The sequence below is a fragment of the Rhodoligotrophos sp. CJ14 genome, assembly GCF_038811545.1.
GTDB classification, from domain to species: Bacteria; Pseudomonadota; Alphaproteobacteria; order Rhizobiales; family Im1; genus Rhodoligotrophos; species Rhodoligotrophos ferricapiens.
On the sequence record NZ_CP133319.1, the window covers coordinates 720,357 to 744,911 of the forward strand.

25 protein-coding genes are annotated in these 24,555 nt (G+C 61.9%); 3 read left to right on the forward strand and 22 right to left on the reverse strand.

The window, feature by feature from the left end; all coding sequences use genetic code 11:
- Position 1: 1 nt before the first annotated feature.
- From RCF49_RS03265 to RCF49_RS03295, 7 genes are read right to left on the reverse strand one after another with little or no spacing between them, the layout of a single operon-like run.
- Positions 2-1,264, reverse strand: coding sequence for an aminotransferase class V-fold PLP-dependent enzyme (locus RCF49_RS03265; RefSeq protein WP_342642614.1), 1,263 nt, complete (start codon positions 1,262-1,264; stop codon positions 2-4).
- Positions 1,257-2,600, reverse strand: coding sequence for a Fe-S cluster assembly protein SufD (gene sufD, locus RCF49_RS03270; protein ID WP_342642615.1), 1,344 nt, complete (start codon positions 2,598-2,600; stop codon positions 1,257-1,259). The genes RCF49_RS03265 and sufD overlap by 8 nt, the downstream gene beginning before the upstream one ends.
- 44 nt (positions 2,601-2,644) lie before the next feature.
- The gene (gene sufC, locus RCF49_RS03275; RefSeq protein ID WP_342642616.1) at positions 2,645-3,388 is read right to left on the reverse strand and encodes a Fe-S cluster assembly ATPase SufC; all 744 of its coding nucleotides are present in this window, start codon (positions 3,386-3,388) and stop codon (positions 2,645-2,647) included.
- A 17-nt stretch (positions 3,389-3,405) separates the two neighbouring features.
- Complete coding sequence (locus RCF49_RS03280; RefSeq protein ID WP_342644111.1) at positions 3,406-3,771, reverse strand: cupin domain-containing protein; 366 nt, start codon at positions 3,769-3,771, stop codon at positions 3,406-3,408.
- Positions 3,771-5,285 (reverse strand): Fe-S cluster assembly protein SufB, encoded by a 1,515-nt coding sequence (gene sufB, locus RCF49_RS03285; protein ID WP_342642617.1) that lies wholly within the window; start codon positions 5,283-5,285, stop codon positions 3,771-3,773. The genes RCF49_RS03280 and sufB overlap by 1 nt, the downstream gene beginning before the upstream one ends.
- A 38-nt stretch (positions 5,286-5,323) precedes the next feature.
- Positions 5,324-6,454, reverse strand: a complete 1,131-nt coding sequence (locus tag RCF49_RS03290; protein WP_342642618.1) for a cysteine desulfurase family protein — start codon at positions 6,452-6,454, stop codon at positions 5,324-5,326.
- 10 nt (positions 6,455-6,464) lie between these two features.
- On the reverse strand, positions 6,465-6,920 hold the full coding sequence (locus RCF49_RS03295) for an Rrf2 family transcriptional regulator (RefSeq protein WP_342642619.1): 456 nt from the start codon (positions 6,918-6,920) through the stop codon (positions 6,465-6,467).
- Positions 6,921-7,151: 231 nt separating this feature from the next.
- Here RCF49_RS03295 and RCF49_RS03300 point away from each other — a divergent pair, with 231 nt between their 5' ends.
- Entirely contained in the window at positions 7,152-7,805 is a 654-nt protein-coding gene (locus RCF49_RS03300; RefSeq protein ID WP_342642620.1) for an alpha/beta hydrolase, read from the forward strand.
- Between the two features lie 78 nt (positions 7,806-7,883).
- On the opposite strand, the gene RCF49_RS03305 is transcribed toward RCF49_RS03300, so the two are convergent.
- The 5 genes from RCF49_RS03305 to RCF49_RS03325 all read right to left on the reverse strand — a co-directional run bounded on the left by RCF49_RS03305 (position 7,884) and on the right by RCF49_RS03325 (position 12,859).
- The gene (locus RCF49_RS03305) at positions 7,884-8,150 is read right to left on the reverse strand and encodes a hypothetical protein (RefSeq protein WP_342642621.1); all 267 of its coding nucleotides are present in this window, start codon (positions 8,148-8,150) and stop codon (positions 7,884-7,886) included.
- Between the two features lie 429 nt (positions 8,151-8,579).
- A complete protein-coding gene (locus RCF49_RS03310; RefSeq protein WP_342642622.1) occupies positions 8,580-9,452 on the reverse strand; it encodes a 3-keto-5-aminohexanoate cleavage protein in 873 nt (290 codons plus the stop codon).
- A gap of 75 nt (positions 9,453-9,527) precedes the next feature.
- Complete coding sequence (locus RCF49_RS03315) at positions 9,528-9,896, reverse strand: response regulator (RefSeq protein ID WP_342642623.1); 369 nt, start codon at positions 9,894-9,896, stop codon at positions 9,528-9,530.
- A 72-nt stretch (positions 9,897-9,968) separates the two neighbouring features.
- Entirely contained in the window at positions 9,969-11,813 is a 1,845-nt protein-coding gene (gene ilvD / locus RCF49_RS03320; protein WP_342642624.1) for a dihydroxy-acid dehydratase, read from the reverse strand.
- A 548-nt stretch (positions 11,814-12,361) separates the two neighbouring features.
- Positions 12,362-12,859, reverse strand: a complete 498-nt coding sequence (locus RCF49_RS03325) for a YidB family protein (protein WP_342642625.1) — start codon at positions 12,857-12,859, stop codon at positions 12,362-12,364.
- 135 nt (positions 12,860-12,994) lie between these two features.
- On the opposite strand from RCF49_RS03325, the gene RCF49_RS03330 reads away from it, so the two are divergent.
- On the forward strand, positions 12,995-13,246 hold the full coding sequence (locus RCF49_RS03330) for a GlsB/YeaQ/YmgE family stress response membrane protein (protein WP_342642626.1): 252 nt from the start codon (positions 12,995-12,997) through the stop codon (positions 13,244-13,246).
- 211 nt (positions 13,247-13,457) lie between these two features.
- Positions 13,458-14,078, forward strand: a complete 621-nt coding sequence (idi, locus tag RCF49_RS03335; RefSeq protein WP_342642627.1) for an isopentenyl-diphosphate Delta-isomerase — start codon at positions 13,458-13,460, stop codon at positions 14,076-14,078.
- On the opposite strand, the gene RCF49_RS03340 is transcribed toward idi, so the two are convergent.
- The 10 genes from RCF49_RS03340 to RCF49_RS03385 form a co-directional block, all read right to left on the reverse strand.
- On the reverse strand, positions 14,051-15,676 hold the full coding sequence (locus RCF49_RS03340; RefSeq protein ID WP_342642628.1) for an alpha/beta fold hydrolase: 1,626 nt from the start codon (positions 15,674-15,676) through the stop codon (positions 14,051-14,053). The two genes, idi and RCF49_RS03340, sit on opposite strands and share 28 nt — an antisense overlap.
- Positions 15,673-16,392, reverse strand: coding sequence for an ABC transporter ATP-binding protein (locus tag RCF49_RS03345; protein WP_342642629.1), 720 nt, complete (start codon positions 16,390-16,392; stop codon positions 15,673-15,675). Before RCF49_RS03345 ends, RCF49_RS03340 begins: the two co-directional genes overlap by 4 nt.
- Entirely contained in the window at positions 16,385-17,164 is a 780-nt protein-coding gene (locus RCF49_RS03350) for an ABC transporter ATP-binding protein (protein ID WP_342642630.1), read from the reverse strand. The genes RCF49_RS03345 and RCF49_RS03350 overlap by 8 nt, the downstream gene beginning before the upstream one ends.
- On the reverse strand, positions 17,161-18,153 hold the full coding sequence (locus RCF49_RS03355) for a branched-chain amino acid ABC transporter permease (RefSeq protein ID WP_342642631.1): 993 nt from the start codon (positions 18,151-18,153) through the stop codon (positions 17,161-17,163). Before RCF49_RS03355 ends, RCF49_RS03350 begins: the two co-directional genes overlap by 4 nt.
- A 2-nt stretch (positions 18,154-18,155) precedes the next feature.
- Complete coding sequence (locus RCF49_RS03360) at positions 18,156-19,031, reverse strand: branched-chain amino acid ABC transporter permease (RefSeq protein WP_342642632.1); 876 nt, start codon at positions 19,029-19,031, stop codon at positions 18,156-18,158.
- A 73-nt stretch (positions 19,032-19,104) separates the two neighbouring features.
- Positions 19,105-20,238: an ABC transporter substrate-binding protein gene (locus tag RCF49_RS03365; protein ID WP_342642633.1), complete on the reverse strand. Its 1,134-nt coding sequence runs from the start codon at positions 20,236-20,238 to the stop codon at positions 19,105-19,107.
- Between the two features lie 38 nt (positions 20,239-20,276).
- On the reverse strand, positions 20,277-21,137 hold the full coding sequence (locus RCF49_RS03370; protein ID WP_342642634.1) for an isocitrate lyase/PEP mutase family protein: 861 nt from the start codon (positions 21,135-21,137) through the stop codon (positions 20,277-20,279).
- A 5-nt stretch (positions 21,138-21,142) separates the two neighbouring features.
- The gene (locus RCF49_RS03375) at positions 21,143-21,670 is read right to left on the reverse strand and encodes a 3-isopropylmalate dehydratase (RefSeq protein WP_342642635.1); all 528 of its coding nucleotides are present in this window, start codon (positions 21,668-21,670) and stop codon (positions 21,143-21,145) included.
- 8 nt (positions 21,671-21,678) lie between these two features.
- Positions 21,679-22,935, reverse strand: a complete 1,257-nt coding sequence (locus RCF49_RS03380) for a 3-isopropylmalate dehydratase large subunit (protein WP_342642636.1) — start codon at positions 22,933-22,935, stop codon at positions 21,679-21,681.
- A 12-nt stretch (positions 22,936-22,947) separates the two neighbouring features.
- Complete coding sequence (locus RCF49_RS03385) at positions 22,948-24,546, reverse strand: FAD-binding oxidoreductase (RefSeq protein ID WP_342642637.1); 1,599 nt, start codon at positions 24,544-24,546, stop codon at positions 22,948-22,950.
- Between the last annotated feature and the right edge of the window lie 9 nt (positions 24,547-24,555).

The following is a 24,555-nucleotide window of genomic DNA, read 5'->3' on the forward strand; positions in this document are numbered from 1 at the left end:
CCTAGCTGAACAGACGGGCTGCGGCTTTCAAGGCATCAACCAGCCGGTCGATCTCTTCGAAACTATTATACATGGCGAACGAGGCGCGGCAGGTCGATGTCTGCCCGAAACGCTGCAGCAGCGGCTGAGCACAATGGGTGCCGGCCCGCACCGCAACCCCCTGACGATCAATCACGGTTGCGACGTCATGGGCATGAGCCCCTTCGAGGGCGAAGGAGATGATCGCGCCCTTGTCCGGCGCGGTGCCAAAAATGCGCAGACTGTTGATCTCCGCCATGCGGCCGGTTGCATAGGCCAGCAGCTCCGCCTCATGGGCGGCAATCGCTTCGCGCCCCACCTCCCTCATGTAATTGAGGGCATGGCCCAAGCCGATCGCCTGGACAATCGCGGGCGTTCCCGCCTCGAAACGGTGTGGGGGCGCCGCATAGGTGACGGTATCGAGGGTTACGTCCTGGATCATCTCACCGCCACCCTGATAGGGCGGCATGGCCTTGAGATGTTCGCTCTTGCCATAGAGCACGCCGATGCCGGAAGGGCCGTAGGTCTTGTGCCCGGTAAAGACGTAGAAGTCGCAGTCGAGCGCCTGCAGATCGACCAGCGTGTGCACCGCCCCCTGGCTGCCATCCACCAGCACCGGAATGCCGCGGGCATGGGCGAGCCTGATGATCTCCTTGATGGGCGTAATGGTGCCGAGCGCGTTCGACATGTGGGTGATGGCCACCATCTTCACGCGCGGGCCGAGCAGCTTTTCGTATTCCTCGAGAATCAAGGCACCGCTGTCATCCACGGGTGCCCATTTGAGCACCGCCCCGCGGCGCTCCCGGTGGAAGTGCCAAGGCACGATGTTGGAGTGATGCTCAAGCAGCGAGAGGACGATCTCATCGCCCTCGCCGATCACCAGTCCGCCAAAGCTCTGCGCCACGAGGTTAATCGATTCCGTGGCATTGCGGGTGAAGATGATATTGTCGACGGACGGCGCGTTCAGAAAGGCACGCACGCTCTCGCGCGCATCCTCATAGGCCTGGGTCGCGGCATTGGACAGAAAATGCAGCCCGCGATGGACATTGGCATATTCCATCTCATACGAATGGCGCATCGCCTCGATCACCGCCTTCGGCTTCTGCGCCGAGGCGGCGTTATCGAGATAGGTGAGCGGCTTGCCATAGACCTCGCGCGCCAGGATCGGGAAATCCGCCCGGATGCGCGCGATGTCGAGCCGGTGGGCTGCCGGCTTCACCAAACCGGCTGCGGCCGCGTCAGCCATCCCTCTTCTCCCCACGCGAAATGAGCCAGCCTTCGGCAAGTTCGGTCAAACGCTCGCGAATGCCGTCATGCTCCACCGCATCGAAAGCTTCCGCAACGAAGGCTGAAATCAGCATGGATTTTGCTTGCGCCTCAGGAATGCCGCGGGCCATGAGATAAAAGAGCAGGTTCTCATCCAATTGCCCCGCCGTGGCGCCGTGACCGCAGGCCACGTCATCGGCGAAGATCTCGAGCTCGGGCTTTGCATCGAACTCGGCCCGCTCCGAGAGCAGGAGCCCATGGCTCTGCTGCTTGCCATCCGTTTTCTGGGCATATTGCTCGACGATGAGCTTGCCCTGGAAAATGCCATGGGCTTCGTCGTCCAAGACCGCCTTGAACAGTTCGCGGCTCGTGCATTCCGGCACCGCGTGGTTCACGACGAGCGTCGTGTCGCAATGCTGCTTGCCGGCAAGCAGGTAAGCGCCGGAGATATTGGCCTCCGCCCCTTCTCCACGGAATTTCGCGAAGATCTGGTTGCGGGAGAGCCTGCTGCCCACCGTGGCGGTGAATTCGCGGAACTTGGCGCGCGCGCCGATCTCAACATGCAGATTGGCAAGGTGCGCGGCCGAAAGACCATCATCCTGCACCTTTACCCGCTGCAGGCTAGCGTCATCACCGATACGGACCTCGGTCACCATGCCCGCCACATGATCGGCATCGGCCCCGAGATGGGTCTCGATGAAGGTGAGCGATGCGCCGGCCTCGAGCACCACCACATTGCGCAGCCCACTCAGATGGGCGGCGGGATCACTGACAATCGAAACGATCTCGATCGGCTGGGCGATGGAGATGCCGGCGGCGACGTGAATGGCCGCCCCGTCTCGCAGGAAGGCGGTGTTCAGAGCACGGATCGGGTCCTGCTCGGGTCCATAGAGCTTGCCGAAGCTTTCCTTGAGCCAGGCTGGTGCTGCATCCGGCACATCGCCGAGGGTCAGAACCGTCAGGCCTTCTGCGACAGGAAGCTCCGAGCGCTGCGGATCAAACCGACCATCGACGAAGACGAGGCGCGCCGCATCAAGCCCCGTGAAGGGCGAATTCGCCATCAGCGCCTCGATTGCGCCAGCTGCAGGAGTGGCTGGTTCGGTCAGCGGCAGGTAGGCATTCTGCAAGGCGCGGCGCAGATCGGTCCAGCGCCATTCCTCGATGCGCCGATGGGGCAGCCCCAGGGCGGTGAAGGCCGAGTAGCCCGCTTCCCGCTGCTGGTCGAGCCACGGGGCGAGAGGCGCGCCCGCACGGAAGGCCGGGAAGGCATCGATGAGCGCCTGCTCGGCCCGGGTTTGCTGAATTGCGACGTTCATCGTCGATACGCGTCCTTGAGTAATGGGGCTTTGCCTCGCACGAATCAGGCAGCCTGATATTCCGCATAGCCGCTGCGCTCGAGCTCGAGCGCCAGGTCCTTGTCTCCCGACTTCACGATGCGGCCGGCGGACAGAACATGCACCTTGTCGGGCACGATATAATCAAGCAGCCGCTGATAGTGAGTGATCACCAGCATGGACCGCTCGGGCGAGCGCAGGGCGTTGACGCCATCGGCCACGATCTTCAAGGCGTCGATGTCGAGCCCTGAATCCGTCTCGTCGAGCACGCAGAGGTAAGGCTGGAGCACAGCCATCTGCAAAATTTCCGCCCGCTTCTTCTCGCCACCGGAGAAACCCACATTCACGGCGCGCTTCAACATCTCTTGCGAGATCTTGAGCTCATCGGCTTTCTGGCGCACCAGCCTCAGGAAGTCGGGTGCGGAGAGCTCCGGCTCGCCACGCTGCTTGCGCTGGGCATTGAATGCGGTTTTGAGCAGCTGCATCATCGCAACGCCCGGGATCTCGATCGGGTATTGGAAGGCGAGGAACACACCGGCTGCGGCGCGTTCATTGGGCTCCATGGCCAAAAGATCCTCGCCGCGGAAGGTGATCGAGCCTTCCGTGACCTCGTAGTCTTCCTTGCCGGCCAGCACATAAGAGAGGGTCGACTTGCCCGAGCCGTTCGGGCCCATGATCGCATGCACCTCGCCCGGCGCGATGGTGAGGTCGATGCCTCTGAGGATCTCCCGATCCTCGATCTTGACATGCAGGTTCTTGATTTCGAGCATTTGTCTATCCGCCAGAACTAGATCGTTGCGCCCATAGGCGCGGTGAATGTCTCATCAGTGATATTGCCGGTGTTCAAAACCCCGGCCGGTTCGAACAGCAGGATCTCCGCTTCCTCCTCGGCGACCGGCCGGTGCTCGACACCGCGCGGCACCACCAAGGCCTCGCCGGGCCCGAGCGCGACCACCCGGTCACGGAACTCGATGCGGATCGCGCCTTTCCACACCAGAAACAGCTCGTCTTCAGTCTCGTGGTGATGCCAGGGAAATTCCCCCTTCACCTTGACGAGCTTCAGCTCCTGGCCGTTCAGCCTGGCAACGGTCTTAGGCCGCCAGTGGTCGCAGAACCGGGCGAATTTGTCATCGAGCGCGAACTTCTCGAGCATCATCCCACCGAGCCCTCGAGGCTGATGCCGATCAGCTTCTGCGTCTCGGCCATGAACTCCATTGGCAACTGCTGCAGCACATCCCGCACGAACCCGTTGACGATCAGGGCCACCGCCTCTTCCTCAGAAAGCCCACGCTGCATCACGTAGAACATCTGATCATCCGAGATTTTCGAGGTGGTCGCCTCATGCTCGAACTGGGCGGAGGCATTCTTGGCCTCGATATAGGGCACCGTGTGTGCGCCGCACTGGTCACCGATCAGCAGGGAGTCGCACTGGGTGAAGTTGCGCGCATTCGTGGCCTTGGCATGGGCTGAGACCAGCCCGCGATAGGTGTTCTGCGAGAAGCCTGCGGCAATGCCCTTGGAGATGATGCGGCTCGAGGTGTTGCGGCCGAGATGGATCATCTTGGTGCCGCTGTCCACCTGCTGGTGACCGTTCGAGATTGCGATCGAGTAGAACTCGCCACGGGAATTATCGCCGCGCAGGATGCAGCTTGGATATTTCCAGGTGATCGCCGAGCCGGTCTCGACCTGGGTCCAGGAGATCTTCGAATTCACACCCCGGCAGTCGCCGCGCTTGGTGACGAAGTTGAACACGCCACCCTTGCCCTCGGCATCGCCCGGATACCAGTTCTGCACCGTCGAATATTTGATTTCGGCATCATCCAGCGCGATGAGCTCGACCACCGCCGCATGCAGCTGGTTCTCGTCCCGCATCGGCGCCGTGCAGCCTTCGAGATAGGAGACGTAAGCGCCCCTGTCCGCAATGATCAGGGTACGCTCGAACTGGCCCGTATCCTTCTCATTGATGCGGAAATAGGTCGACAGCTCCATAGGGCAGCGCACGCCCGGCGGCACATAGACGAAAGAGCCGTCGGAGAACACCGCCGAGTTCAGCGCCGCGAAGAAATTATCGGACTGCGGCACGACCGAGCCGAGATATTTCCGCACGAGCTCGGGATGATCACGCAAAGCCTCGGAGATCGAGCAGAAGATCACGCCCGCCTTGGCCAGCTCCTCCTTGAAGGTGGTGACCACGGAGACGGAGTCGAACACGGCATCGACCGCCACGCGCGTCTTCTCGACGCCATCGACACCAGTGCCATTGGCACCATCAGCCGCGCCTTCGACGCCAGCCAGAATCGCCTGCTCGCGCAGAGGAATGCCGAGTTTTTCATAAGTGCGCAGAAGCTCAGGATCGACCTCGTCCAGACTCTTGGGACCCGAGCCCTGCTTCTTGGGCGCAGCGTAGTAATGGAGATCCTGGTAGTCGATTTTGTGATAGCTCACGCGCGCCCATTTCGGCTCCTCCATGGTGAGCCAGCGGCGATAGGAATCGAGCCGCCATTCGAGCATCCAGGCGGGCTCGCCCTTCTTCTCCGAGATGAAGCGGATGATGTCCTCGTTCAGGCCTTTCGGGGCCTTCTCAACCTCGATCTCGGTGGTGAAGCCGTATTTGTACTTGTCCACGTCAATCGCGCGGACCTTTTCGATTGTCTCGAGATCAGCCATCGTCTTCCTCACATCATCCGCAGCTGCCAGCCTCACTCTCAGGCGGCACGTTGTGTTCGCTTCCGTTCAATGATCCGTGCGAGGCTGCCAAGCAGCCTGTCTATGTCATCCGCGGTGCTCGACCAGCCGAGGCTTACGCGGATCGCGCCGGCGCTCAGCGCGTCATCCACACCCATGGCAGTCAGAACATGCGAGCGCGCAACCTTGCCTGACGAGCAAGCCGACCCCGAGCTCACCGCAATACCGTCGAGATCCAGCGCCACCAGCACGAGCTGGGCGCTCAAGCCCGGGATGGCAAAGCAACTCGTATTGGCGAGCCGGTCAGCCTTCGCACCGAAGATGACGGCGTCAGGGGCAAGCTTGATGAACGCCGCTTCAAAGTGATCGCGCAGAGCCGAGAGGCGCACCTGTTCGCGTGCCAGAGAGTCCTGTGCAACCTTTGCCGCGGCCCCGAAGCCCGCTATTGCCGCCACGTTCTCGGTGCCCGCCCGCCGGCGCTTCTCCTGACCGCCACCCCATATATGGGGTGCAAGATCAAGATTTTCACCCGCAATGAGGGCGCCGGCGCCTTGCGGCCCGCCAAGCTTATGGCCACTGAGCGACATCATGTCGGCCCCGAGCACCGGCCAGGCCAGGCTCAAGCGTCCGGCCGCCTGTACCGCGTCAACGTGGAAGAGTGCGCCATGTTCATGGGCGAGCTGCGCAATCTCGCGGATCGGCTGCACCGTTCCGGTCTCGTTATTGGCGGCCATCACCGAGACCAGCGTCGGCCGCGGATCGGCGAGCAGCTCGGCGAGATGATCGAGATTAATCACGCCATCCGCGCTCGTGTGGATCATGATGAGATCGCGACCACTCGCCCGCGCCGGCTCGATCACGCTCGGATGCTCGGTTGGTGACGTTACGATCCGCTCAACCGGTGCACCGAAAATTGCCAGGTTATTGGCCTCGGTGCCACCGCTGGTGAATGTGACCATCTCGGGCCGGGCGCCAACGAGGGATGCAACCTCCCCACGCGCCCGCTCGATCATGCCGTGGGCCTGACGGCCTTCCCGGTGCACGGATGAGGCATTGCCGACCATGTCCATTGCCGCAATGGCCGCAGCGCGCGCCTCGGGGCGGAGCGGCGCAGTGGCATTGTGGTCGAGATATGCTCGGTAATCCGCCATCACTCTGCTCTCAATGGGTCAGTTCAGCAGGTCGGCCGGTGTTTGGGATGCGCGCAGGCAAGCGCTTCTGCAGCACGTCCGCCAGGCTGACCGATGCGAGATAGTCGTGAATGTGCTGGCCCAAGCCTTCCCAGAGATCGTGCGTGAGGCAACGGGCACCACCCACGCAGCCAGTCTCCGACCCGGTCTCACAGCGCGTGATGGTGGTGGGCTCCTCGACCGCTTCGATGATGTCGGCGATACGAATGTCGTCCGCGGGGCGGGCAAGCCTAAAACCGCCCCCTGGGCCGCGGGCGCTTTCCACCAGCCCCTGGCGGCGTAACCGCACGAAAAGCTGTTCGAGATACGCGGGCGAGATCATCTGACGCTCGGCGATCTCGGCGAGACTCACGGCGCCGCTGCCGGTCTGGCTCGCCAGATCGGCCATCGCCATCACACCATAGCGCCCACGCGTGCTCAGCTTCATTGACCTGTCCTTGCGCGACCGTTGCCTCGAAACAACCGACCAGCGCGAATTACTTGAAATCGACCGCCCGGCTTGTGATATGAAACGTCGGCGGCCAGCACGTACCCTTGAACAATTCTAAGGTGGATATAGAAAACCTGACTGGCCGAGTCAACAAATGGTCGGGGGCTTTCCGCATGTCGAGAGCGGAGGGCTTCTTTTGGGATTACGAGAGCAGGCTGAGGATCGAGAATGCCGGAAGTGATATTCAACGGGCCAGCGGGTCGCATCGAGGGCCGCTACCATCACAATAAGGGCCCGAACGCACCGGTTGCCGTGATCTTGCACCCCCATCCATCCTTCGGGGGCACGATGAATCATCCGATCGTCCATGCGCTCTACTACGCGTTCGTGCGTCGCGATTTTTCAGTGCTGCGCTTCAATTTCCGCGGTGTGGCCCGCAGCCAGGGTGTGTTCGACAATGGAGCGGGCGAGCTTTCGGATGCCGCAGCGGCGCTCGATTGGGTCCAGGTCATCAATCGGGATGCGCGCACTTGCTGGATTGCGGGATTTGATTTCGGCTCGTGGATCGCCATGCAGCTTTTGATGCGCCGTCCGGAAATCGAGGGCTTCATCTCGATTGCGCCGATGGCCAACCATTATGACTTCTCGTTCCTTGCTCCCTGCCCGGCTTCAGGCATCTTCATCAATGGCGAGAAGGACGCGGTCACGGCGCCGGAACACGTCAATAATCTCGTCAGCAAGCTCAAGACGCAGCGCGGCATCACCATCGAGCACAAGTCCGTGCCCGGTGCGAACCATTTCTTCGAGAACAAGCTCGATGAACTCATGGAGCTGGTCGAAGACTATATCGACCGGCGGCTTGCCCAGAGCGAGGCGGCCTGAGCCCTGTCAAAAGCGCAAAGCGGATGAGCGATGAGCGCCTGGAGTCTTGAACCGGGCGCTCAGCGTCTGCTGCGGGTTTCAGTCGGCAGCGAAGGCGATGCCAGCCTCGACCTCGGCGATGGCCCGGTCGACGAGTTCGATTGCCCGCTCGCGGTGACCACCTTTGTTGGGCTCGGCACTGACGAGATTGCCACGCGCGTCCTGCAGATCGGCAAGGGCGCTTTCCATGAAAGGCTGGTTAGCAACTGCCGGCTGCATGACCTGTTGAATGCCGAGAACGGAAAGAATTCCCAGAGCAAAAGCTGCGCCCACAGCCACACGCGGCGCGGTTGACTTCAGAGACATGACACTTCCTATGCCATACGACTGGGTATGCGACATGATCGTCGCCCCATGCAGGCGGAATTGAAGCAGAATACCTGCCCTTGGGAAGATGTTTCCGCGGATGACGCGGACTATTCTATTGGGCTTGCTTAACCAGCGAATAATAACGCGCTGATCGTGGCGGCAGCGAACTGCCGATGACCCCCAGCCTCTGGAGTTTTCAAGCGTAACGCTTCCGCCGAACACAGCCGCCTCATCACAGCCGAGTTCCACTTGGCTAGCCCCAGCCCGGGGCAAGGCGGGCAGGCACGCTTTCCTCCCTCCGTCATCACCGGGCTTGACCCGGTGATCCAGGAGCTAGAGAAATTGACGCCGTCCCCTCTGGATGCCCGGTCAAGCTGGGGCATGACGTTTTCTGAACTAAGATCGGGCAGGAATCGAGGCGGCGGCCTAAATCCCGATGATCTCCCGAGCCTGCGCGGGCGTTGCAATCGGATGACCGATTGCCTTCACAATCTCCACTGCCCGCTCGACGAGCGCCGCATTGCTGGGCGCGAGCTCGCCCCGGCCGAGATAGAGATTATCCTCAAGCCCCACGCGCACATGGCCGCCCAGCACCACGGCCTGAGCCGCCATCGGGAACTGGTGGAGCCCGATGCCAAAGGCGAACCATTGCGCGCCCGCCGGCAGCATATGCTTCATATAGACCATGGCCTCGGTCGTCGCCGGCTGGCCCCAGGGCACACCAAGGCAGATCTGAAACAGGTGCGGTGCCTTGAGCAGGCCGCGCTCGATCATGCTGTTGGTCAGGCGGATATGGCCGGCCTCGAACACCTCGAGCTCGGGCACCACGCCGACGCGCCCAATGACCTCGGCCATGGCGGCGAGATGGCCGGGCGTGTTCATGAATACGGTATCGCCCATATTCATCGTGCCCATATCGAGACTGCAGATATCGGGCTTGAGCGCCTCGATATGCCGGGTGCGGATTTCAGGCGAGGAAAGATTGGTGCCAGGTCCGGGCTGCTGCGGATCTTCCCGCCCCGGAACGAAGCGGGCGCCGGTGCCTGTGGTCAGGTTTATGATGACGTCCTTGTTCTCAGCTTTGATCAGATCGACCGTTTCTCGATAGAGCTCGAGATCAAGGCTGGGCCTCGTCGTCTTCGGATCACGCACATGAATATGCACGATCGCCGCACCGGCCGCCGCGGCATCGAGCGCCGACCGGGCGATCTCCTGCGGGGTCACCGGCACCGCGGGATTCTTGGATGGCGTGTCAGCACTGCCGGTTACGGCGCAACAGATGATCACCGGACGGGACATGCAAGGCTCCTTCTCGATTGATCTTAAGCTGGCGCAGAGGAGACGGTGAAGAACCAATTTTAGGATAGCAGGATATCAGGAGGTCGTGCTCTTGGCGCCGAGATCTCCGCTGATCGAGCTGAGCACGCGCTCGATATCTTCGGGCCTGAACGGCTTGGGCAAGCTCGGCACGTCAGCATAGCGGCCTTCCAGCATCGAGGTGCCATATCCTGTTGCAAAAACGAAAGGTGTGCCACGTTCCAGGAGGATATCTGCGATCGGATAGGTGAGTTCACCCTCGAGATTGAGGTCGAGGATCACGAAATCGAAGGGCTTGCTCTGGATGAGCGTCATGGCCTGGCCGAAGCGATTGCAGACCTCGATATCGCTATACCCGGAATCAAGGAGCATATCCTCGATCAGCATCGCGACCATGGCCTCGTCTTCAACCACCAGTACGCGCACTCTGAACCCCCTGTCCGTACGACGATTATCCGGGATCGGCCTGCGATTGCGGACCGATCCGATGCGTAGAGTTTACGAGGGAAGCTGACGAACAGCTCCCTTCGCAGCGCTTGTCGCAAAGGCGGCATAGGCCTTGAGCGCTTTGCTTACCTTCCGGTTTCGCTTCACAGCCGGCTGCCAGGCCGCCTCGCCTTTGGCTTCCATGGCCTGGCGGCGGGATGCGAGTGCATCATCGCTAACGGCGAGATGGATGCGGCGGCCGGGAATGTCGATCTCGATCATATCCCCATCTTCCACGAGGCCAATCGTGCCGCCCTCGGCGGCTTCCGGCGACACATGTCCGATCGAGAGGCCCGAGGTGCCGCCTGAGAAGCGGCCATCGGTCACCAGCGCGCAGGCAGCACCGAGCCCTTTGGATTTGAGATAGCTTGTGGGATAGAGCATCTCCTGCATGCCAGGCCCGCCGCGCGGTCCTTCATAGCGGATCAGCACCACGTCACCGGCTTTGATCTTATTGGTGAGAATAGCGCTCACCGCCGCATCCTGGCTCTCAAAAATGCGTGCAGGCCCTTTGAAGCGGAGGATGCTCTCATCGACACCTGCCGTTTTAACGATACAGCCGTCCTCCGCAAGATTGCCGTAGAGCACCGCGAGCCCGCCATCTCGGGCGAAGGGATGCTCGGCGGAGCGGATCACCCCGCTTTCGCGGTCATCATCGACGCTGTCATAGCGGCGATCCTGCGAGAAGGCGACTTGGGTTGGCACACCGCCGGGGGCTGCCCGATAGAAATCATGAACCGACGGGCTCTTCGTGCGCTTGATATCCCAGCGGTCGAGGGCTGCCGCAAGCGTCTCGGAATGGATGGTGCCGACACTGGTATCGAGCAGCCCGGCCCGGTCGAGCTCGCCGAGAATGCCCATGATGCCGCCGGCGCGATGCACATCTTCCATATGGACGTCGCTCTTCGCGGGCGCCACTTTGCAGAGAACTGGCACGCGCCGTGAGAGCCGGTCGATATCACTCATGGTGAAATCGATTTCACCCTCGTGCGCCGCCGCCAGAAGATGCAGGACAGTATTGGTCGAGCCGCCCATGGCGATGTCGAGCGTCATGGCATTCTCGAAAGCGGCGAAACTCGCAATCGAACGCGGCAGCACGCCTTCATCGCCCTGCTCGTAATAGCGGCGGGCGAGATCGACGATCAGGTGGCCTGCTTCGACGAACAGGCGCTTGCGATCCGCATGGGTGGCCAAGACCGAGCCATTGCCAGGCAAGGCAAGCCCCAATGCTTCGGTGAGGCAGTTCATGGAATTGGCCGTGAACATGCCCGAGCACGATCCGCAGGTGGGACAGGCCGAACGTTCGATGGCCTGCACATCCTCATCCCGCACCCGGTCATCGGCCGCCGCCACCATGGCATCGACCAGATCGAGCGCACGGCTCTTGCCCGCGAGAACCACCTTGCCCGCTTCCATCGGGCCGCCCGACACGAACACCGCCGGAATATTCAGGCGCAATGCCGCCATCAGCATGCCCGGCGTGATCTTGTCGCAATTGGAGATGCAAACCATGGCATCTGCACAATGGGCATTGACCATGTACTCGACGCTGTCGGCGATGATCTCGCGTGATGGCAGCGAATAGAGCATGCCATCATGGCCCATGGCGATGCCGTCATCCACCGCGATGGTGTTAAATTCCTTTGCAACGCCGCCGGCTTTCTCGATCTCGCGCGCGACGAGCTGGCCCAGATCCTTCAGATGCACATGCCCAGGCACGAATTGCGTGAAGGAGTTCACCACCGCGATGATCGGCTTGCCGAAATCCTCATCCCTCATGCCAGTGGCGCGCCAAAGCCCGCGCGCGCCGGCCATGTTGCGGCCGTGGGTGGTGGTTCTGGAGCGATAAGGTGGCATCGTCGTCTGGTCCCTATATTCTCAACGTCGGCTGACGCGTCCGCTCCAAATTCACTTAATGGAAGATCGGGCGGCACTCCAGCATTTTGGCTGCATTGCCGATCAGCTCGACAAGACTGCCATCCGGCAAGCTTGATCTCTTCGCAAGCTTATGCCCCCGGCCGGATACTCACAATAGGCAGCAACGTCCCCGCGCCTCAGCTGACAAAATCCCCGACGTCGAGGAATAAAGGAGCAAGGGACCCCCTCGTCGGCCCAGCTCTGGGGCAAGTCCAAGGCTGGGGCAAGTCCAAGCAGGCCATATCGGATCTGCGCATTCGTATCACAAGCCGGATGCGGCAAATAGGCCACCAGAGCATTTCGAGCGAGCAGGATGCCGGTTCTGCAGCCTGATGGGCACGGCAATCCAGACAGCCGTAACCGGTTCCTACAATAGCGCCAGCCCCGTTTGCGAGAACGGGGCTGCTATCAGCGTCTATCGCTCGAAGGAATCAATGGGGTCGCTCCGGGCCAGGCGCCGAGCGGCCCCATTGATTGAGGCTATAGGCTCATTGCTGCTTGAAGATCGAGGCGATCTGCTGAAGGCTTGGCAGCTGACCATTCGGCGTCAGCTTATCAATCACGCCGGGCAGAGCCTGAGCCAGCTGGTTCAGCAGGTCCTGCTCACTCATGCCCGTCTGTTGCGCGAGGTTGCTTACGGTCTGCTGGCCGAGTGCCGCACCGAGATGGTTGGGATCGATCGGCTTATTCTGCCCTGTGCCGACCCAAGAGGCTGCGGTGTCGCCATGTCCTGCATCCGACAGCTTGTTGAGGAGGCCTGACAGGCCGCCGAGCAACCCGCCGTCCTGATCAGAACCCGGAGCAGCGCCCGGAGCCATCCCCGCCGACTGGGGCATCCCAGCGGACTGAGGCATTCCCGCAGCCTGCGCATCTGAACCAGACCCGAAACCGCCGCTGAGCATCTTGCCCACGAGCAGCGATCCAAGAGCGACGATCACTGGCTTTGCCAGATTTCCGCCGGGAGCAACATCATCAAGAAGGCCCATTTCGATCTCCATTCAATTTTTATTCGAGTGCCGAGTGAAGCAGCATGAATAGCCATATATTTTCACCCAAGGATTTAAGGATTCTATACGAAGACCGGTTTAAATTATCCTTCCCCAATTCTGAGAGGTGTTTACATGTCGATCCTTGCCTGGGTTATTCTCGGTCTCATCGCCGGATTTATTGGTAGCAAGATCGTGAACAGAAGCGGCCAGGGGCTGTTCATGGATATTGCTCTCGGCATCATCGGCGCAATTGCCGGCGGCTTTCTATTCAGCTTCTTCGGTGCAACCGGCATTACTGGGCTCAATCTGTATAGCCTGCTAGTCGCCATCATCGGCTCTGTTGCGGTGCTGACGATCTACCATCTCGTTGCGCGCCGAAGCTGACCGAGGACCATGCCAGCTGTCGTTGGCCATGTGAGGCGCCGGCGACAGCAGGCATCCCGCGTTATCCGCATTCACCATAAGGCGCAATTTCCGTGCCCTTGGATGGCTTGACGATGGCCAAGCAACCGGCCAGCCGCTATCACGGATTTGACGCAAGAAGCCCTATAGCTCACATCGGATTTGAAAGGGCCGACGCCAGGGAGGACGCCAGATGCTGATGACGACCGACGCCCGCGAAGCTTTGATCCTCATCGATGAGCGCAATCGCCGCGTCGGCACGGCCGAAAAATACCCCGCCCATCACCAGGGCCTGTTGCATAGGGCGTTTTCGATTTTCCTCTTCGATGATCAGGGCCGGACGCTGCTGCAGCGGCGCGCTGCTGGCAAATATCACTCAGCCGGCAAATGGGCGAATAGCTGCTGCGGTCATCCCCGGCCGGGTGAATCAACGAGGCAGGCAGCCTCGCGCCGGATCTCCGAAGAGCTGAACATCACCGTTGACCTGACCTTCGGCTTTCATTCGCGTTACCGCGCAGAACTCGACCGCGGCATGATCGAGAACGAATTCGTCTATGTCTATGCCGGGCGCGTGCCTGAGGGCGAAATATCGCCCAATCGCGCCGAAGCGGACCGCATCATGCTGGTTTCGCTCGATGAGTTGAGCGATCAGGTTGCGCAATCCGATCAACGCTATGCCTTCTGGCTCCGGCATTATCTAAGACAGCACCGCGCCGAGCTGGATCGGATGGCGGCGGAAATGGTCAAGCTGTCTGCAGGTTCCGTCCCGCCGCGCCAGTTGCCCGATCAGGTGCCCGCAAGAAACCTGTCATAAGCCAGAAGCGTATCGCGCACAGCTGCCTCCGATTGACCGGGATACCACACGGTCGCCGGCAGGGCAGTGACAAGCGTGCCCTTCGGCGCGATCTCCTCGGCAAGCTTCAAGCCCTCGACCAGCATGTCCGCGGGTCCTGCGCAGATCATCGCAGGCCGCGTAAGCTTTGGAAGCCGCGCTTGCGTGTCATATTCAAAGGCGGCGCGATAGGAGCGGTCATAGGTGTGCCCGCTGGAGAGCAGCCCGACCGTCCAGTCATGCAGGAATTGCGCATCCGGAACGCCCAGGCTGCGCGCGGCGGTGCGATCCTGCCGGTACCACGGCCAGAACAGAAACATGTCGCGGCGCATATTCCAGGCCTGCTGCAAATGCAGGCCCCACCGGTCCGGGGTGAGAGGCGGGAGATAGTTCTCGAGAATGTCGGAGGTGAAGTGCGGCGGCAGCAAGGGTGGTGCCTCCAGCACCACCCTGCCGACCCGTTCCGGCGCGATCACCGCGAGTTCGAGCGCAACACACGCTCCCGTATGGGTGCCCCACAGGTCGAATCTGTCAAAGCCGAGCGCGTCGGCCAGCTCGAGCCCGTTGCGCGCCAGGGCCGCAATATCCGTCTTTGCGAGGGAAGGCTTGTCCGACCGCCCGTTCCCCAGAAAATCTGGAGCCACCACCGCGCGGCCAGAGCTCAAGCCGCGGATGATTTCGGCGAGTGGCGCGGATGAGCCCGGTGCGGACTGGAACATCAACAGAGGTCGTGGTCCATCGCCCGCCCGGCGCAGGTGCACCCGCCCCGAGGGCGTGTCCGCGTAATCGCACCAGATCTGCCCTTCAGCCTCCGGGCGCACCGCACTGCGCGTGAAGGCAATGGGAGCAGCCTTCACCCCGAGCTCTGCTAACCGCTTGTCGATCATCGCAGGCATCGAGGCATCTTCGAGCGAGACGGCCTGCGCTGCGCGATCGAAATCGTCCATTGCGGCAAGGCAGGCATTCCACAGCGCTTCATAGCGCTCGGGTGCGGCCGCTGCCGCGACGACCGTCTCATCCAGCACATTATCGGCGGGGAGAGATGCACCGATCCGGGCAGGCTGCGAAGGATCATCCGCCTTGAGGATATGGCGGTCACGAATATGCGCCCATAGCGCCGTCAGGTGGGTGCCATCCGGGCGCGGCTTCAGCAAGGGCGCATGGCATCGGGCAGACGCCCAGCCTTTGGCAAGATCGAGATCGGCGGCGAAAACGGCTGCAGGTTTGGTCTGCAACCGATCACATAGCGCGATGGCCAGGGGCGCAGCGAGGTCGTAGGTGAGCAACGGCGCATCGCCAAGGCCAAGCGCCGTCCAGGCCTCGGCGATAACTGCTGCGGCGCTTTCCAGATCCCGAGCCGGTGCAAATTCCGACCCGCCAATGCCCGGCAGCTCGAAAACCACCATCGTGCGGTCGCTGAACTCGACCGCGCAGTCTTGCGCTCTCGGACCCGCCCCGAGAATGAGCCCCGGCAGCACCACCAAAGGCGCCCCATTACCCCCGCTCCAATAGCGCAGCTGGCCTTGGGATGTCGCCACATAGGCCGGTTTTACCGGCACCTGTTGCAGAAAGCTGGTCATGTTCCGAGATAGGCGGCCTTCACCCGCGGATTGTTGAGCAAGGCATCCGCCTTGTCCTCGAGGACCAAATTGCCGGTTTCGAGCACATAGCCGCGATCGGCAAGCCTCAGCGCGAGATCGACCCGCTGTTCGACCAGCAGGATGGTGAGGCCCGCCTCATGCAGGCTGCGGATCGCATCCGCGAGCTGATCGACCATGATGGGAGCAAGGCCCAGAGATGGCTCGTCCAGCATGAGGCAGCGAGGCTCCGCCATGAGGCCACGCGCGATGGCGAGCATCTGCTGCTGTCCGCCGCTCAACGTGCCGCCCTTCTGGTCGCGCCGCTCCTTGAGGATCGGAAAGATCGAATAGATCCACTCAACCCTATCCGCGAAGCTGCGCGCCTCCTTGCGCCCTGCCCCGTTTGCCCGGATCGCACCGAGCTCGATATGCTCATAGACCGTCATATCGGCGAATAGCAGCCGCCCTTCCGGCACATGCACCACTCCATGGGCGATGATCTCGTGCGGCTGCATGGTATCGATGCGCTTGCCGTCGAACTCGATACGCCCGGCGACCGGCCGCAAGAGACCCGAGATCGTCTTGAGCGTCGTGGTCTTGCCCGCCCCGTTAGAGCCGACCAGCGTCACGATCTCCCTTTCGCCAACCGTCAGCGAGAGATCATGGATGACCTCGCGCCGGCCATAGCGGACCTTCACCCCGTCAAGCTTAAGCACTGACCTGCTCCCGACCGAGATAGACGCGGATCACATCCGGATTATCGGCGACCTCGCGCGGTGGCCCCTCCGCGATCTTGACCCCGTGATCGATGACCACCACCCGATCGCACACGCCCATGACCACGCGCATATGATGCTCGACGATCAGCACCGCGATGCCGCGGCCGCGGATCTCGCGGATCATCTCGACGAGCCTCTGTCCCTCCTCCGGGTTCATGCCGGCTGCTGGCTCATCCAGAAGCAGCAGCTTCGGTTCGGCCGCCAGCGCGATCGCGATCTCAAGCCGACGGTGCTCACCATAAGACAGCGTGTCGGCCGGAAGATCCGCGCGCCCGTCGAGCTGCACGGATTTCAGGATCTCGTGAACCTTGTCCACGATCTCGGCCTCCTGCCGCCGATAGCCGGAGGTGTGGAACATGGCGGCAACCCAGCCCTTGTCCGTGGTGCGGAACGTGGCGGCGCGCACATTGTCGAAGGTCGACATGGCCGGGAAGATACTGGTGATCTGGAAGGTGCGGGTCATGCCGAGCCGCGCCATCCTATGGGCGGGATAGCCGGTGCAATCCTGACCAAGGAAGCGGACGCTGCCGCTGGTCGGAGGCATGGAGCCCGCGATACAGTTGAAGAGCGTGGTCTTGCCGGCGCCGTTGGGTCCGATCAGCCCGACGATCTCATTTTGGCCGACGCTCAGATCAACATTGCTGACCGCGGTGAGGCCGCCGAACTTGCGGGTGAGCCCGCGCACCTCGAGAATGGCTGGCGATGTCATTCCGCAACCTCCCGAACGGCGAGCGGCTGGGGAGTGGCGGTTGTCGCACCCTGCGCCCCCGGGCGCTCGAACAACCGCCGCCAGAGGCTCACAATCCCACCGGGCAAGAAAATGACCGAGGCAATGAGCAGCGCCGCGAAGATCACGAGCCGCATGGCACCCAGCGGCCGCAAGAGCTCGAGCAGCCCCACATAGATGAGCGCGCCCACAATGGGTCCGGCGATCGTGCCGCGCCCGCCAACGATCACCATGATGATGATCGCGGCCATATAGGAAAGGCCCATCATCTCCGGCGTGATCACCTTCACGTAATGGGCATAGAGTGCACCGCTCACCCCCGCAATGGCGGTCGCCACCACGAAGCCGAGCAGCTTCATGTGGAAGATATCGATGCCGAGCGAGGAGGCGAGCTGCGGGTTCTCGCGGGTCGCGATGAAGGCGCGCCCCGTACGGCTATGCACGAGGGCATAGAGCACATAGGCGAAGAGCACCACGCAGGCGAGCGCCACGTAATAGAATGAGCGCGCATCATCGAAGGTGAGCCAGCCACTGCCGAAACTGAGCGGTGGGATATTGGAGATGCCCATCGGCCCGCGCGTCACGTCCACCCAGTAATTGGTGATGGTGTAGAGGATCGAGCCGAAGCCTAAGGTGAGGATCGCAAATTGCGGACCCACGATGCGCAGCGCCACATAGCCGATCACCAGCCCGAAGAGGCCGGCGATAACCCCCGCCGCGATGAGCCCCATAAGGCCGGGAAGCCCCATATCCATGCCGAGAATGGCCGCGGCATAGGCCCCTATGCCGAAAAAGGCCGCATGCCCGAACGTCAGCTCGCCGAGATAGCCGATGATGATGTTGAGGCTGAGCGCCAGGAGCGCATAGAGCATCCACAGCACCAGCAGATGATGCACATAGGTGCTACCCGTCAGCAGGGGGAGCACCGCCAGCACGATGACCGCAATGAGGGAAGCCAGCTTGTTGTTCATGTTCAAGCCCTTCGTGCCGCACCGAACAGGCCTTGCGGGCGCCAGAGCAGGACGGCGATGATGATCGCGTAGCCGATCGCCTCCGCAAAGCCGAGCGAGACATAGCCGCCGCCAAGCGCCTCGATGACCCCGAGCAGCAACCCGCCGACCAAGGCGCCGGGAATGCTGCCAAGCCCGCCCATGATCACCACGATGAAGCCCTTGAGCACCGCCCAGCTGCCAACGGTCGGGAAGATCATCGCGGTCGGTCCCACCAGCGCGCCGGCAAGGGCCGCAAGACCACCGGCCAGCGCGAACGTATAGGCATGCACCCGGCGGATATTGATGCCGGTCAGGGCGGCCCCTTCCGGGTTCTGAGCCGTGGCCCGCATCATCTTGCCGATGGTCGAGGTCTTGATGAAGAAATAGAGCGCCACCAGCACCGCCACGCCGACCAGGAAGATGACCACGCGCTGCTGTGTCACGATGAGGTCACCCATCTCGACGACCTCGTCCGAGAACGGACTGCTCACATATTTCGGATCAGCCCCGAACAGAACCTCACCGCCATTGGTCAAAAGCAGCGCGAGCCCGAGGCTGCATAGGAGGATCGTGAACTCATGCTCCCGGCGCAGCGGCCAGAAGAACAGCGAGTTGGCGAGGATTCCGAAACCGGCCACCACCACGGTGGCAATGACGGTGGCGGAGATATAGTCCAGCCCCAGCAGGGTCATCGCGTAATAGGTGAAGAAGGCGCCCAGCATGTAAAACTCGCCATGGGCGAAATTCACGATCCTGAGGACGCCGAAGATCAGGGTGAGGCCGGTCGCGATCAGCACATAGGTCATGCCATTGACCAGGCCATTCACGATCTGCTGGGTAAAGACAGCGAATTCCATAGATTTACTCGCAAAAGCGGTCGGGAGGCTGCGCGATGGCAGCCTCACCTCGGGTAAGATCGGACCGCAGGCGCTAGTTCTTGACGGTGGTGATCTTGCCGTCGACCACCCGGATCAGATAGGTGGTCTGCAGAGCCTGCCCCTTGTCATCGAACCGCATATTGCCGAGCAGCGTATCCCAAGGATGCGCCTTGAGCGCGGCGGCGATCTTGTCATAGGCACGGGGGTCGCCCGCTTCCTGAATGGCCGCGGCGAGGAGCTCGACCGCCTGCGCACCGAGCGAGCCGATGAAGGCGGGCTCGTTGGAGAACATGCTCTTATATTTTTCAACCCATGCCTTCAGCATGGGATTGTCGCTATCGGGCGCAAACAGCGAGGCGGAATAGACGCCCTCCAACGCGGGACCCGACAGCTCCACCAGCTTGGGGTTCATATTGCCGGCGGACGCGATGATCGTGCCCTTATAGCCGGTCTGCTTGATCTGCCGGTAGATGGTCGCGCCCTGCGAAGTGTTGATGGCCGACACATAGATCGCATCGGGCTTCAGGCTGCGCAGCTTGGTCAGCGCCGTCGTGAAATCCGTATCACTGCGGTTGTAATACTCGTTGCCGAGCGTCTTGATCCCGCATTCGCCGAGGAGCTTCTCGTAATTCTGTGCTTCGAGCCGCCCGTAATCATCATTGATGGTGATGAAGGCGATGGTCTTGAGCCCCATCTTGTCGCATATGAACTTGGAATAGGTCGCCGAGTTCATCGTCGAGGTGGCATTCAGCCGGAACAGATATTTGTGTCCCTCCTCCGTCACCTTCGGATGCTGGGACGAGGTCATCACGGTGATGATCTTATCGCGCGTCTCTTCCTTGAGGCTCAGGGCGACCGCGCTGAACCAGCCGCCAACCAGCACATCCACATTGTCCTGCTCGATGGCGCGCTTGGCGGCGCTCACCCCTTCCTCAGGCGTTCCCTTGTCGTCGTATTTGACGATCTCGATCTTGCGCCCATCGAGAATACCGCCTTTGTCATTGATGACGGCGGCCATCGCTTCCATGCCTTCCGCGGCGAGCTGGCCGTCAAAGGCGCCGGCCCCGCTCAACGGCAGCAGCGCGCCGATCCGCACCGGCGGCTTCTCCTGAGCATGCGCGCCGGCAAACAGGCTGCCGGCCATGAGCACCGCCGTGGCGGCCGTAAAAAATCGACGAGTAAACATGCCATTCCTCCCCAATCGCTTCGTCTCTGCGCTTGCCCTCAGCTTGCGCGCAGATATTTGAGCTGCAACTCCTCGACCTGCTTGAAGCCGATGAACTCGATGAAGTCATTATGATCGGTACGCGGCCGCGGCAGATCCTTGCTGGTTTTGGTCTTGGCGAGCACGCTCAGGTTCTCGCGCAGCGCCTCGGCGGCCGTCATGAGCGGCACCAAGGCAAAGGTTGCCATGCCTGCAACCTCCTCCACCTCCTCCGGGCTCAAGCCTTCGAGCCAGCCGAGCAGCTGCAAAGACAAGGGCACGCCGACCGCCTGGCGCATAGCGCGCAGGCCCTCGATCGACTTGAAGCACTTGCTGATCGGCTGGATGACGTCCGCGCCGGCCGCCACATAGGCCTTGCCGCGCTCCATCGCCTCCTGCTCGTCCACCACATCGGTGCGCGCGATAATCAGCATGTTGGGATCGCGCCGGGCGGCAACCGCGGCCGAGATCTTGGCCACCGCCTCGTCCTTCTGGATCACCTCGACGCCGCCCACGCAAATGGGACAGCGCTTGGGCGCCACCTGATCTTCGAGAATGACCGCCGAGACGCCCGCCGCCTCGAACTCGCGCACGGTGCGCATCACATTGATCGCATTGCCATAGCCCGTGTCGATATCGGCGATGACCGGCACATTGACCACATTGATGACATTGCGGACCACCGTCAGATTTTCTGACATGGTATAGAGCTCGGCATCCGGCAGGCCGAGATGGGAGGCGGAGACCCCGAAGCCCGAGGTCATGACCGCATCAAACCCCGCCTGCTCGATGAGCTTGGCTGAGAGCGCGTCGTAAGCCCCCGCCGCCCACACGGTCTTCTGTGCCAGAACGCGATCGCGATACTCGCTGCTTCTCGCCATGTCAGTTATCCCTTGAAATCGCCCTGTCTGGGCGTCGTTTGCTTGAGGTAGGGAACGAGGCCGCCGGCCATGAGCATCTGTTCATCGGCGGCCGAAAGGGGCTCGAAGGGCAAAGATGTGCCCTTGGTGAGATTGCGCACGAGGCCCGCCTGCCAGTCGACCTCGACCTCGTCCCAGCGCTCGACGAGCTTGAGAATGCCGGGGCAGCTCACCTGGGGAAAGCCCATGCTGATCTCCCCGCGCCAATATCCGGGCGAGAAGCTTTCAGCGATCACGCCCGCAATGCCGTGATGGCGCATCGCGCGCATTGGCGGGTAATGGGGATGCCCATAGCCGAAATTATGGGCCCCGACGAGCAGATCGCCCGGCTTCACCTTGGAAGCGAAATCCGGATCATATGAGCTCATGGCGACCGCCGCGAGCTCGTTGATGTCGGTGATCTTGATATTCTTGACGCCGACGATCTGATCGACGTCGAAATCTTCTTCCTCGAAGATAAAGGCGACGCGCCCATGCAGATTATTGAGCGGCATGGCTGGCCTCACAGATATTTGCGGGGATCGGCAATCTGCCCCTCGATCGCCGTGGCAGCGACGGTTGCTGCATTGCAGAGATAGATTTCCGAGTCGGGGCTCCCCATGCGGCCGCGAACATTGAGCGTGCCGGTCGAGACCGCGCGCTGCTTCTCCGTCATGGTGGCGATGCGCCCGAAGCAGTAATCACAGCTGGGCGAGGAGACAAAGGCTCCCGCCTCCGCAAGGGTCGAGATCAGCCCTTCGCGACCCGCCGCGGCCATGATCTCCTGGCTCGTCGGGATCACATTGAGCTGGAAGCCCTCCTTCACCTGCCGGCCTTTGAGGATCTGGGCGGCAATCCTGAGATCCTCGAGACGGCCCGAGGCGCAAGAGCCGAGATAGCCCGCATTGATTTCGAGGCCCAGATAGTCCGAGAGATTGCGGGTGTTCGAGGGGGTCGGTGGAATCACCACCACCGGCTCGAGCCCGGTAAGATCGATATCGTAGACGGCGGAATAATCCGCATCCGGATCGCTCTGCACCGGCTCGAGTGTCTTGCGCGCCCGCTTCAGCGCATAATCCAGCCGCTCACCCTCCGGATTGACGATCGCGGTAATGGCGCCGGTAAACATGGCAAGCCCAGTGATGGTCTGCAGCCCTTCCGTTGACAGCGATGCCAGCGCCGGGCCGCCGACCTCCAGCACCTGGAAGCGGCAGGAGGCAGGTCCCATCACCCGCACAAGGTGATGGAACACATCGCGCGCCATCACGCCGGGCGTGAGCTTGCCTCTGAGATTGACCCGCACCGTGTGCGGAACCTTGATCGATACCCGCTCGCGCACGAAGGCTTCGAGCACATTCCGCCGCATGCCGATCGCCAGCGTGCCGAAGGTGCCGAGCTGGCTGATATGCCCGTCGAAATGCACGACGAAGGCGCCGGGAACCGCATAGCCCACTTCTGCCGCAACTTGGTGACCGATCCCGCGCCGTTCGAATAGCGGCACGTTGTTCTCCTTGCACCAGGTGCGTGTGCCAATATGCAGCTCCTCCTCTTTGGGGGTCGTCGCCGGCACCATATGGTCGATGAAGATGGCGAAGCGCTCGGGCTCGGCCACGCGCTCGATGCCGAAATCCTCCTTCATCGTCTTGAAATAGACATCAGTATAGCCAGGGAAATCATAGGCCAGGACGAAATCCGGCTTGGCCATGAGTTCATCCCCCGCCTTCGCTGAGGGCACCCCTGCCGCACGCGCCAGGATCTTTTCTGTGATGGTGAAGCCCATCGTCACTCTCTCCTAATGCCGGCCAAGCCCGAGCGAGCCCGGGTTCATGAGGCCGTGCGGGTCGACCGCCTGCTTGACCGCCTCGAGCAGCGACCAGGTCTCGGGCTTGAGCAGCTCCTTGAAGGGATAGTCCCGCGCGACCTGCCAGCTCACACCGCCCAATCGCGCATAGAGCTCCTGCGTGCCCCGGCGCAGCTCCGCCACCGCGTCCCGTGCCGCCACATTCGCCGGCCGGTCCCGCCAGGGCCTCACCACGTCATCGCCAAGGCTCTTGGCATGGAGCGGCGTGATCTCGTCCATCCAGTAAAAGGCAGGCTCGAGGAAGAACTCATTGCCAACCGTCATGGTCATGACGGAATAGACGATGCCGTGCTGCTCCATGAAATCGCGGCGGCTTGCGAAATAGTCGTCATTCGCCCGCACAACCTCCTGGGCGGTGCTCAACGGGAAGACCGCGTGGATCGGCACCCAGCGCTGCCCATCAAGCCCGAGCATGCCGCGGGTCGGACCGAAAGGTTTCGAGCGCATGACCTTAGGGACAGTATTCTCGATCTCGGTGCCATAGCGCTGCCCGATCGCGCGGATCCGGCTCATGGACTCGGCAAGCTCCTGGGGCGTGCGCGCCTCCAGCACCAAGTGAAGTGTATAATTGTGCGCCTTGAGGAAAGCGGTGCCACCGGCTGCGACGCTGACCGCATCCTTGAGCCCGCTCAGCATGGATTTGCCGCCCTTGACCACATTGCCGAGGGTCTTCACACCATCCATGAGTTTATTGACGCTCGCCGAATGCTCGGCCTTGGTCCGATCGATGCCGAACCCCTCGGAGATGGCGCGGGTGCGAGCCATCTCCACCTGGGCAGCCGCCATCTTTGCGATGCTCTCGAAGCCGAACGAGAGAAAGCCGACTTCCGCTGGCTTCACATTGAGCCGCAAGGTGGCGGCAAGCTTGACGCCCATGGCGCCATTATCGCCGAGGAACAGGCCGGTGAGATCAGGGCCACCTTCGCGGGTGAAGGGTTTGGCGCCCTTGCGGCCGCCGGAACCGGTGGTGACGATACGGCCATCGGCGAGCGCCACCGTCACCCCGATCACGCTTTCCGCAACCGTTGCATTGTTGGTCGATCCGAAGAAGGCGCTGTTCTGTGACAGCGCCCCACCCACCGTCGCGTTGATGCCGGAGAGCGGGCCCCAATAGGCGGTGCGCAAGCCCGTTCCATCGAGCGCTTCGTTGAGCTTGGCCCAGGTGCAGCCGGCCTCGACGGTCACATACATGTCATCCGCATTGACCTCGATCACCTTGTTCAGCCGCCGAAGATCGATCACGAGCGAATCCGGACGCGCCGGAAGATAGCCCTTGGTGTAGGACATGCCCCCGCCGCGCGGCACGATCGCAATGCCTGCGGCAATGGCCCTGCCCACCATCTGCGCCGTCATCTCGGCGCTGTCCGGCAGCAGCACCGCGAGCGGCGGGATACCCGGCTGCCAGAAGATGTCATTGGCGTAATAGGTGCGGGTTGCATCATCCGCGAGCACCGCATCGGACCCGAAATCCGCAATCAGGCGCTCAACGAGGGGATGGTTTGCGGCGCTGAGATTTTCAGCGAGTGACATAGGCAAAAG

Bases quoted from the DNA above. Each gene is read 5' to 3' on its own strand.
- sufD (WP_342642615.1), bottom strand. From the start codon at position 2,600: ATGAACGTCGCAATTCAGCAAACCCGGGCCGAGCAGGCGCTCATCGAT.
- RCF49_RS03375 (WP_342642635.1), bottom strand. From the start codon at position 21,670: ATGCCGCTCAATAATCTGCATGGGCGCGTCGCCTTTATCTTCGAGGAA.
- RCF49_RS03295 (WP_342642619.1), bottom strand. From the start codon at position 6,920: ATGAAGCTGAGCACGCGTGGGCGCTATGGTGTGATGGCGATGGCCGAT.
- sufC (WP_342642616.1), bottom strand. From the start codon at position 3,388: ATGCTCGAAATCAAGAACCTGCATGTCAAGATCGAGGATCGGGAGATC.
- RCF49_RS03340 (WP_342642628.1), bottom strand. From the start codon at position 15,676: ATGACCAGCTTTCTGCAACAGGTGCCGGTAAAACCGGCCTATGTGGCG.
- sufB (WP_342642617.1), bottom strand. From the start codon at position 5,285: ATGGCTGATCTCGAGACAATCGAAAAGGTCCGCGCGATTGACGTGGAC.
- RCF49_RS03265 (WP_342642614.1), bottom strand. From the start codon at position 1,264: ATGGCTGACGCGGCCGCAGCCGGTTTGGTGAAGCCGGCAGCCCACCGG.
- RCF49_RS03300 (WP_342642620.1), top strand. From the start codon at position 7,152: ATGCCGGAAGTGATATTCAACGGGCCAGCGGGTCGCATCGAGGGCCGC.
- idi (WP_342642627.1), top strand. From the start codon at position 13,458: ATGCTGATGACGACCGACGCCCGCGAAGCTTTGATCCTCATCGATGAG.
- RCF49_RS03370 (WP_342642634.1), bottom strand. From the start codon at position 21,137: ATGGCGAGAAGCAGCGAGTATCGCGATCGCGTTCTGGCACAGAAGACC.
- RCF49_RS03385 (WP_342642637.1), bottom strand. From the start codon at position 24,546: ATGTCACTCGCTGAAAATCTCAGCGCCGCAAACCATCCCCTCGTTGAG.
- RCF49_RS03365 (WP_342642633.1), bottom strand. From the start codon at position 20,238: ATGTTTACTCGTCGATTTTTTACGGCCGCCACGGCGGTGCTCATGGCC.
- ilvD (WP_342642624.1), bottom strand. From the start codon at position 11,813: ATGCCACCTTATCGCTCCAGAACCACCACCCACGGCCGCAACATGGCC.
- RCF49_RS03290 (WP_342642618.1), bottom strand. From the start codon at position 6,454: ATGGCGGATTACCGAGCATATCTCGACCACAATGCCACTGCGCCGCTC.
- RCF49_RS03350 (WP_342642630.1), bottom strand. From the start codon at position 17,164: ATGACATCGCCAGCCATTCTCGAGGTGCGCGGGCTCACCCGCAAGTTC.
- RCF49_RS03360 (WP_342642632.1), bottom strand. From the start codon at position 19,031: ATGGAATTCGCTGTCTTTACCCAGCAGATCGTGAATGGCCTGGTCAAT.
- RCF49_RS03330 (WP_342642626.1), top strand. From the start codon at position 12,995: ATGTCGATCCTTGCCTGGGTTATTCTCGGTCTCATCGCCGGATTTATT.
- RCF49_RS03355 (WP_342642631.1), bottom strand. From the start codon at position 18,153: ATGAACAACAAGCTGGCTTCCCTCATTGCGGTCATCGTGCTGGCGGTG.
- RCF49_RS03310 (WP_342642622.1), bottom strand. From the start codon at position 9,452: ATGTCCCGTCCGGTGATCATCTGTTGCGCCGTAACCGGCAGTGCTGAC.
- RCF49_RS03280 (WP_342644111.1), bottom strand. From the start codon at position 3,771: ATGCTCGAGAAGTTCGCGCTCGATGACAAATTCGCCCGGTTCTGCGAC.
- RCF49_RS03380 (WP_342642636.1), bottom strand. From the start codon at position 22,935: ATGGGCTTCACCATCACAGAAAAGATCCTGGCGCGTGCGGCAGGGGTG.
- RCF49_RS03325 (WP_342642625.1), bottom strand. From the start codon at position 12,859: ATGGGCCTTCTTGATGATGTTGCTCCCGGCGGAAATCTGGCAAAGCCA.
- RCF49_RS03305 (WP_342642621.1), bottom strand. From the start codon at position 8,150: ATGTCTCTGAAGTCAACCGCGCCGCGTGTGGCTGTGGGCGCAGCTTTT.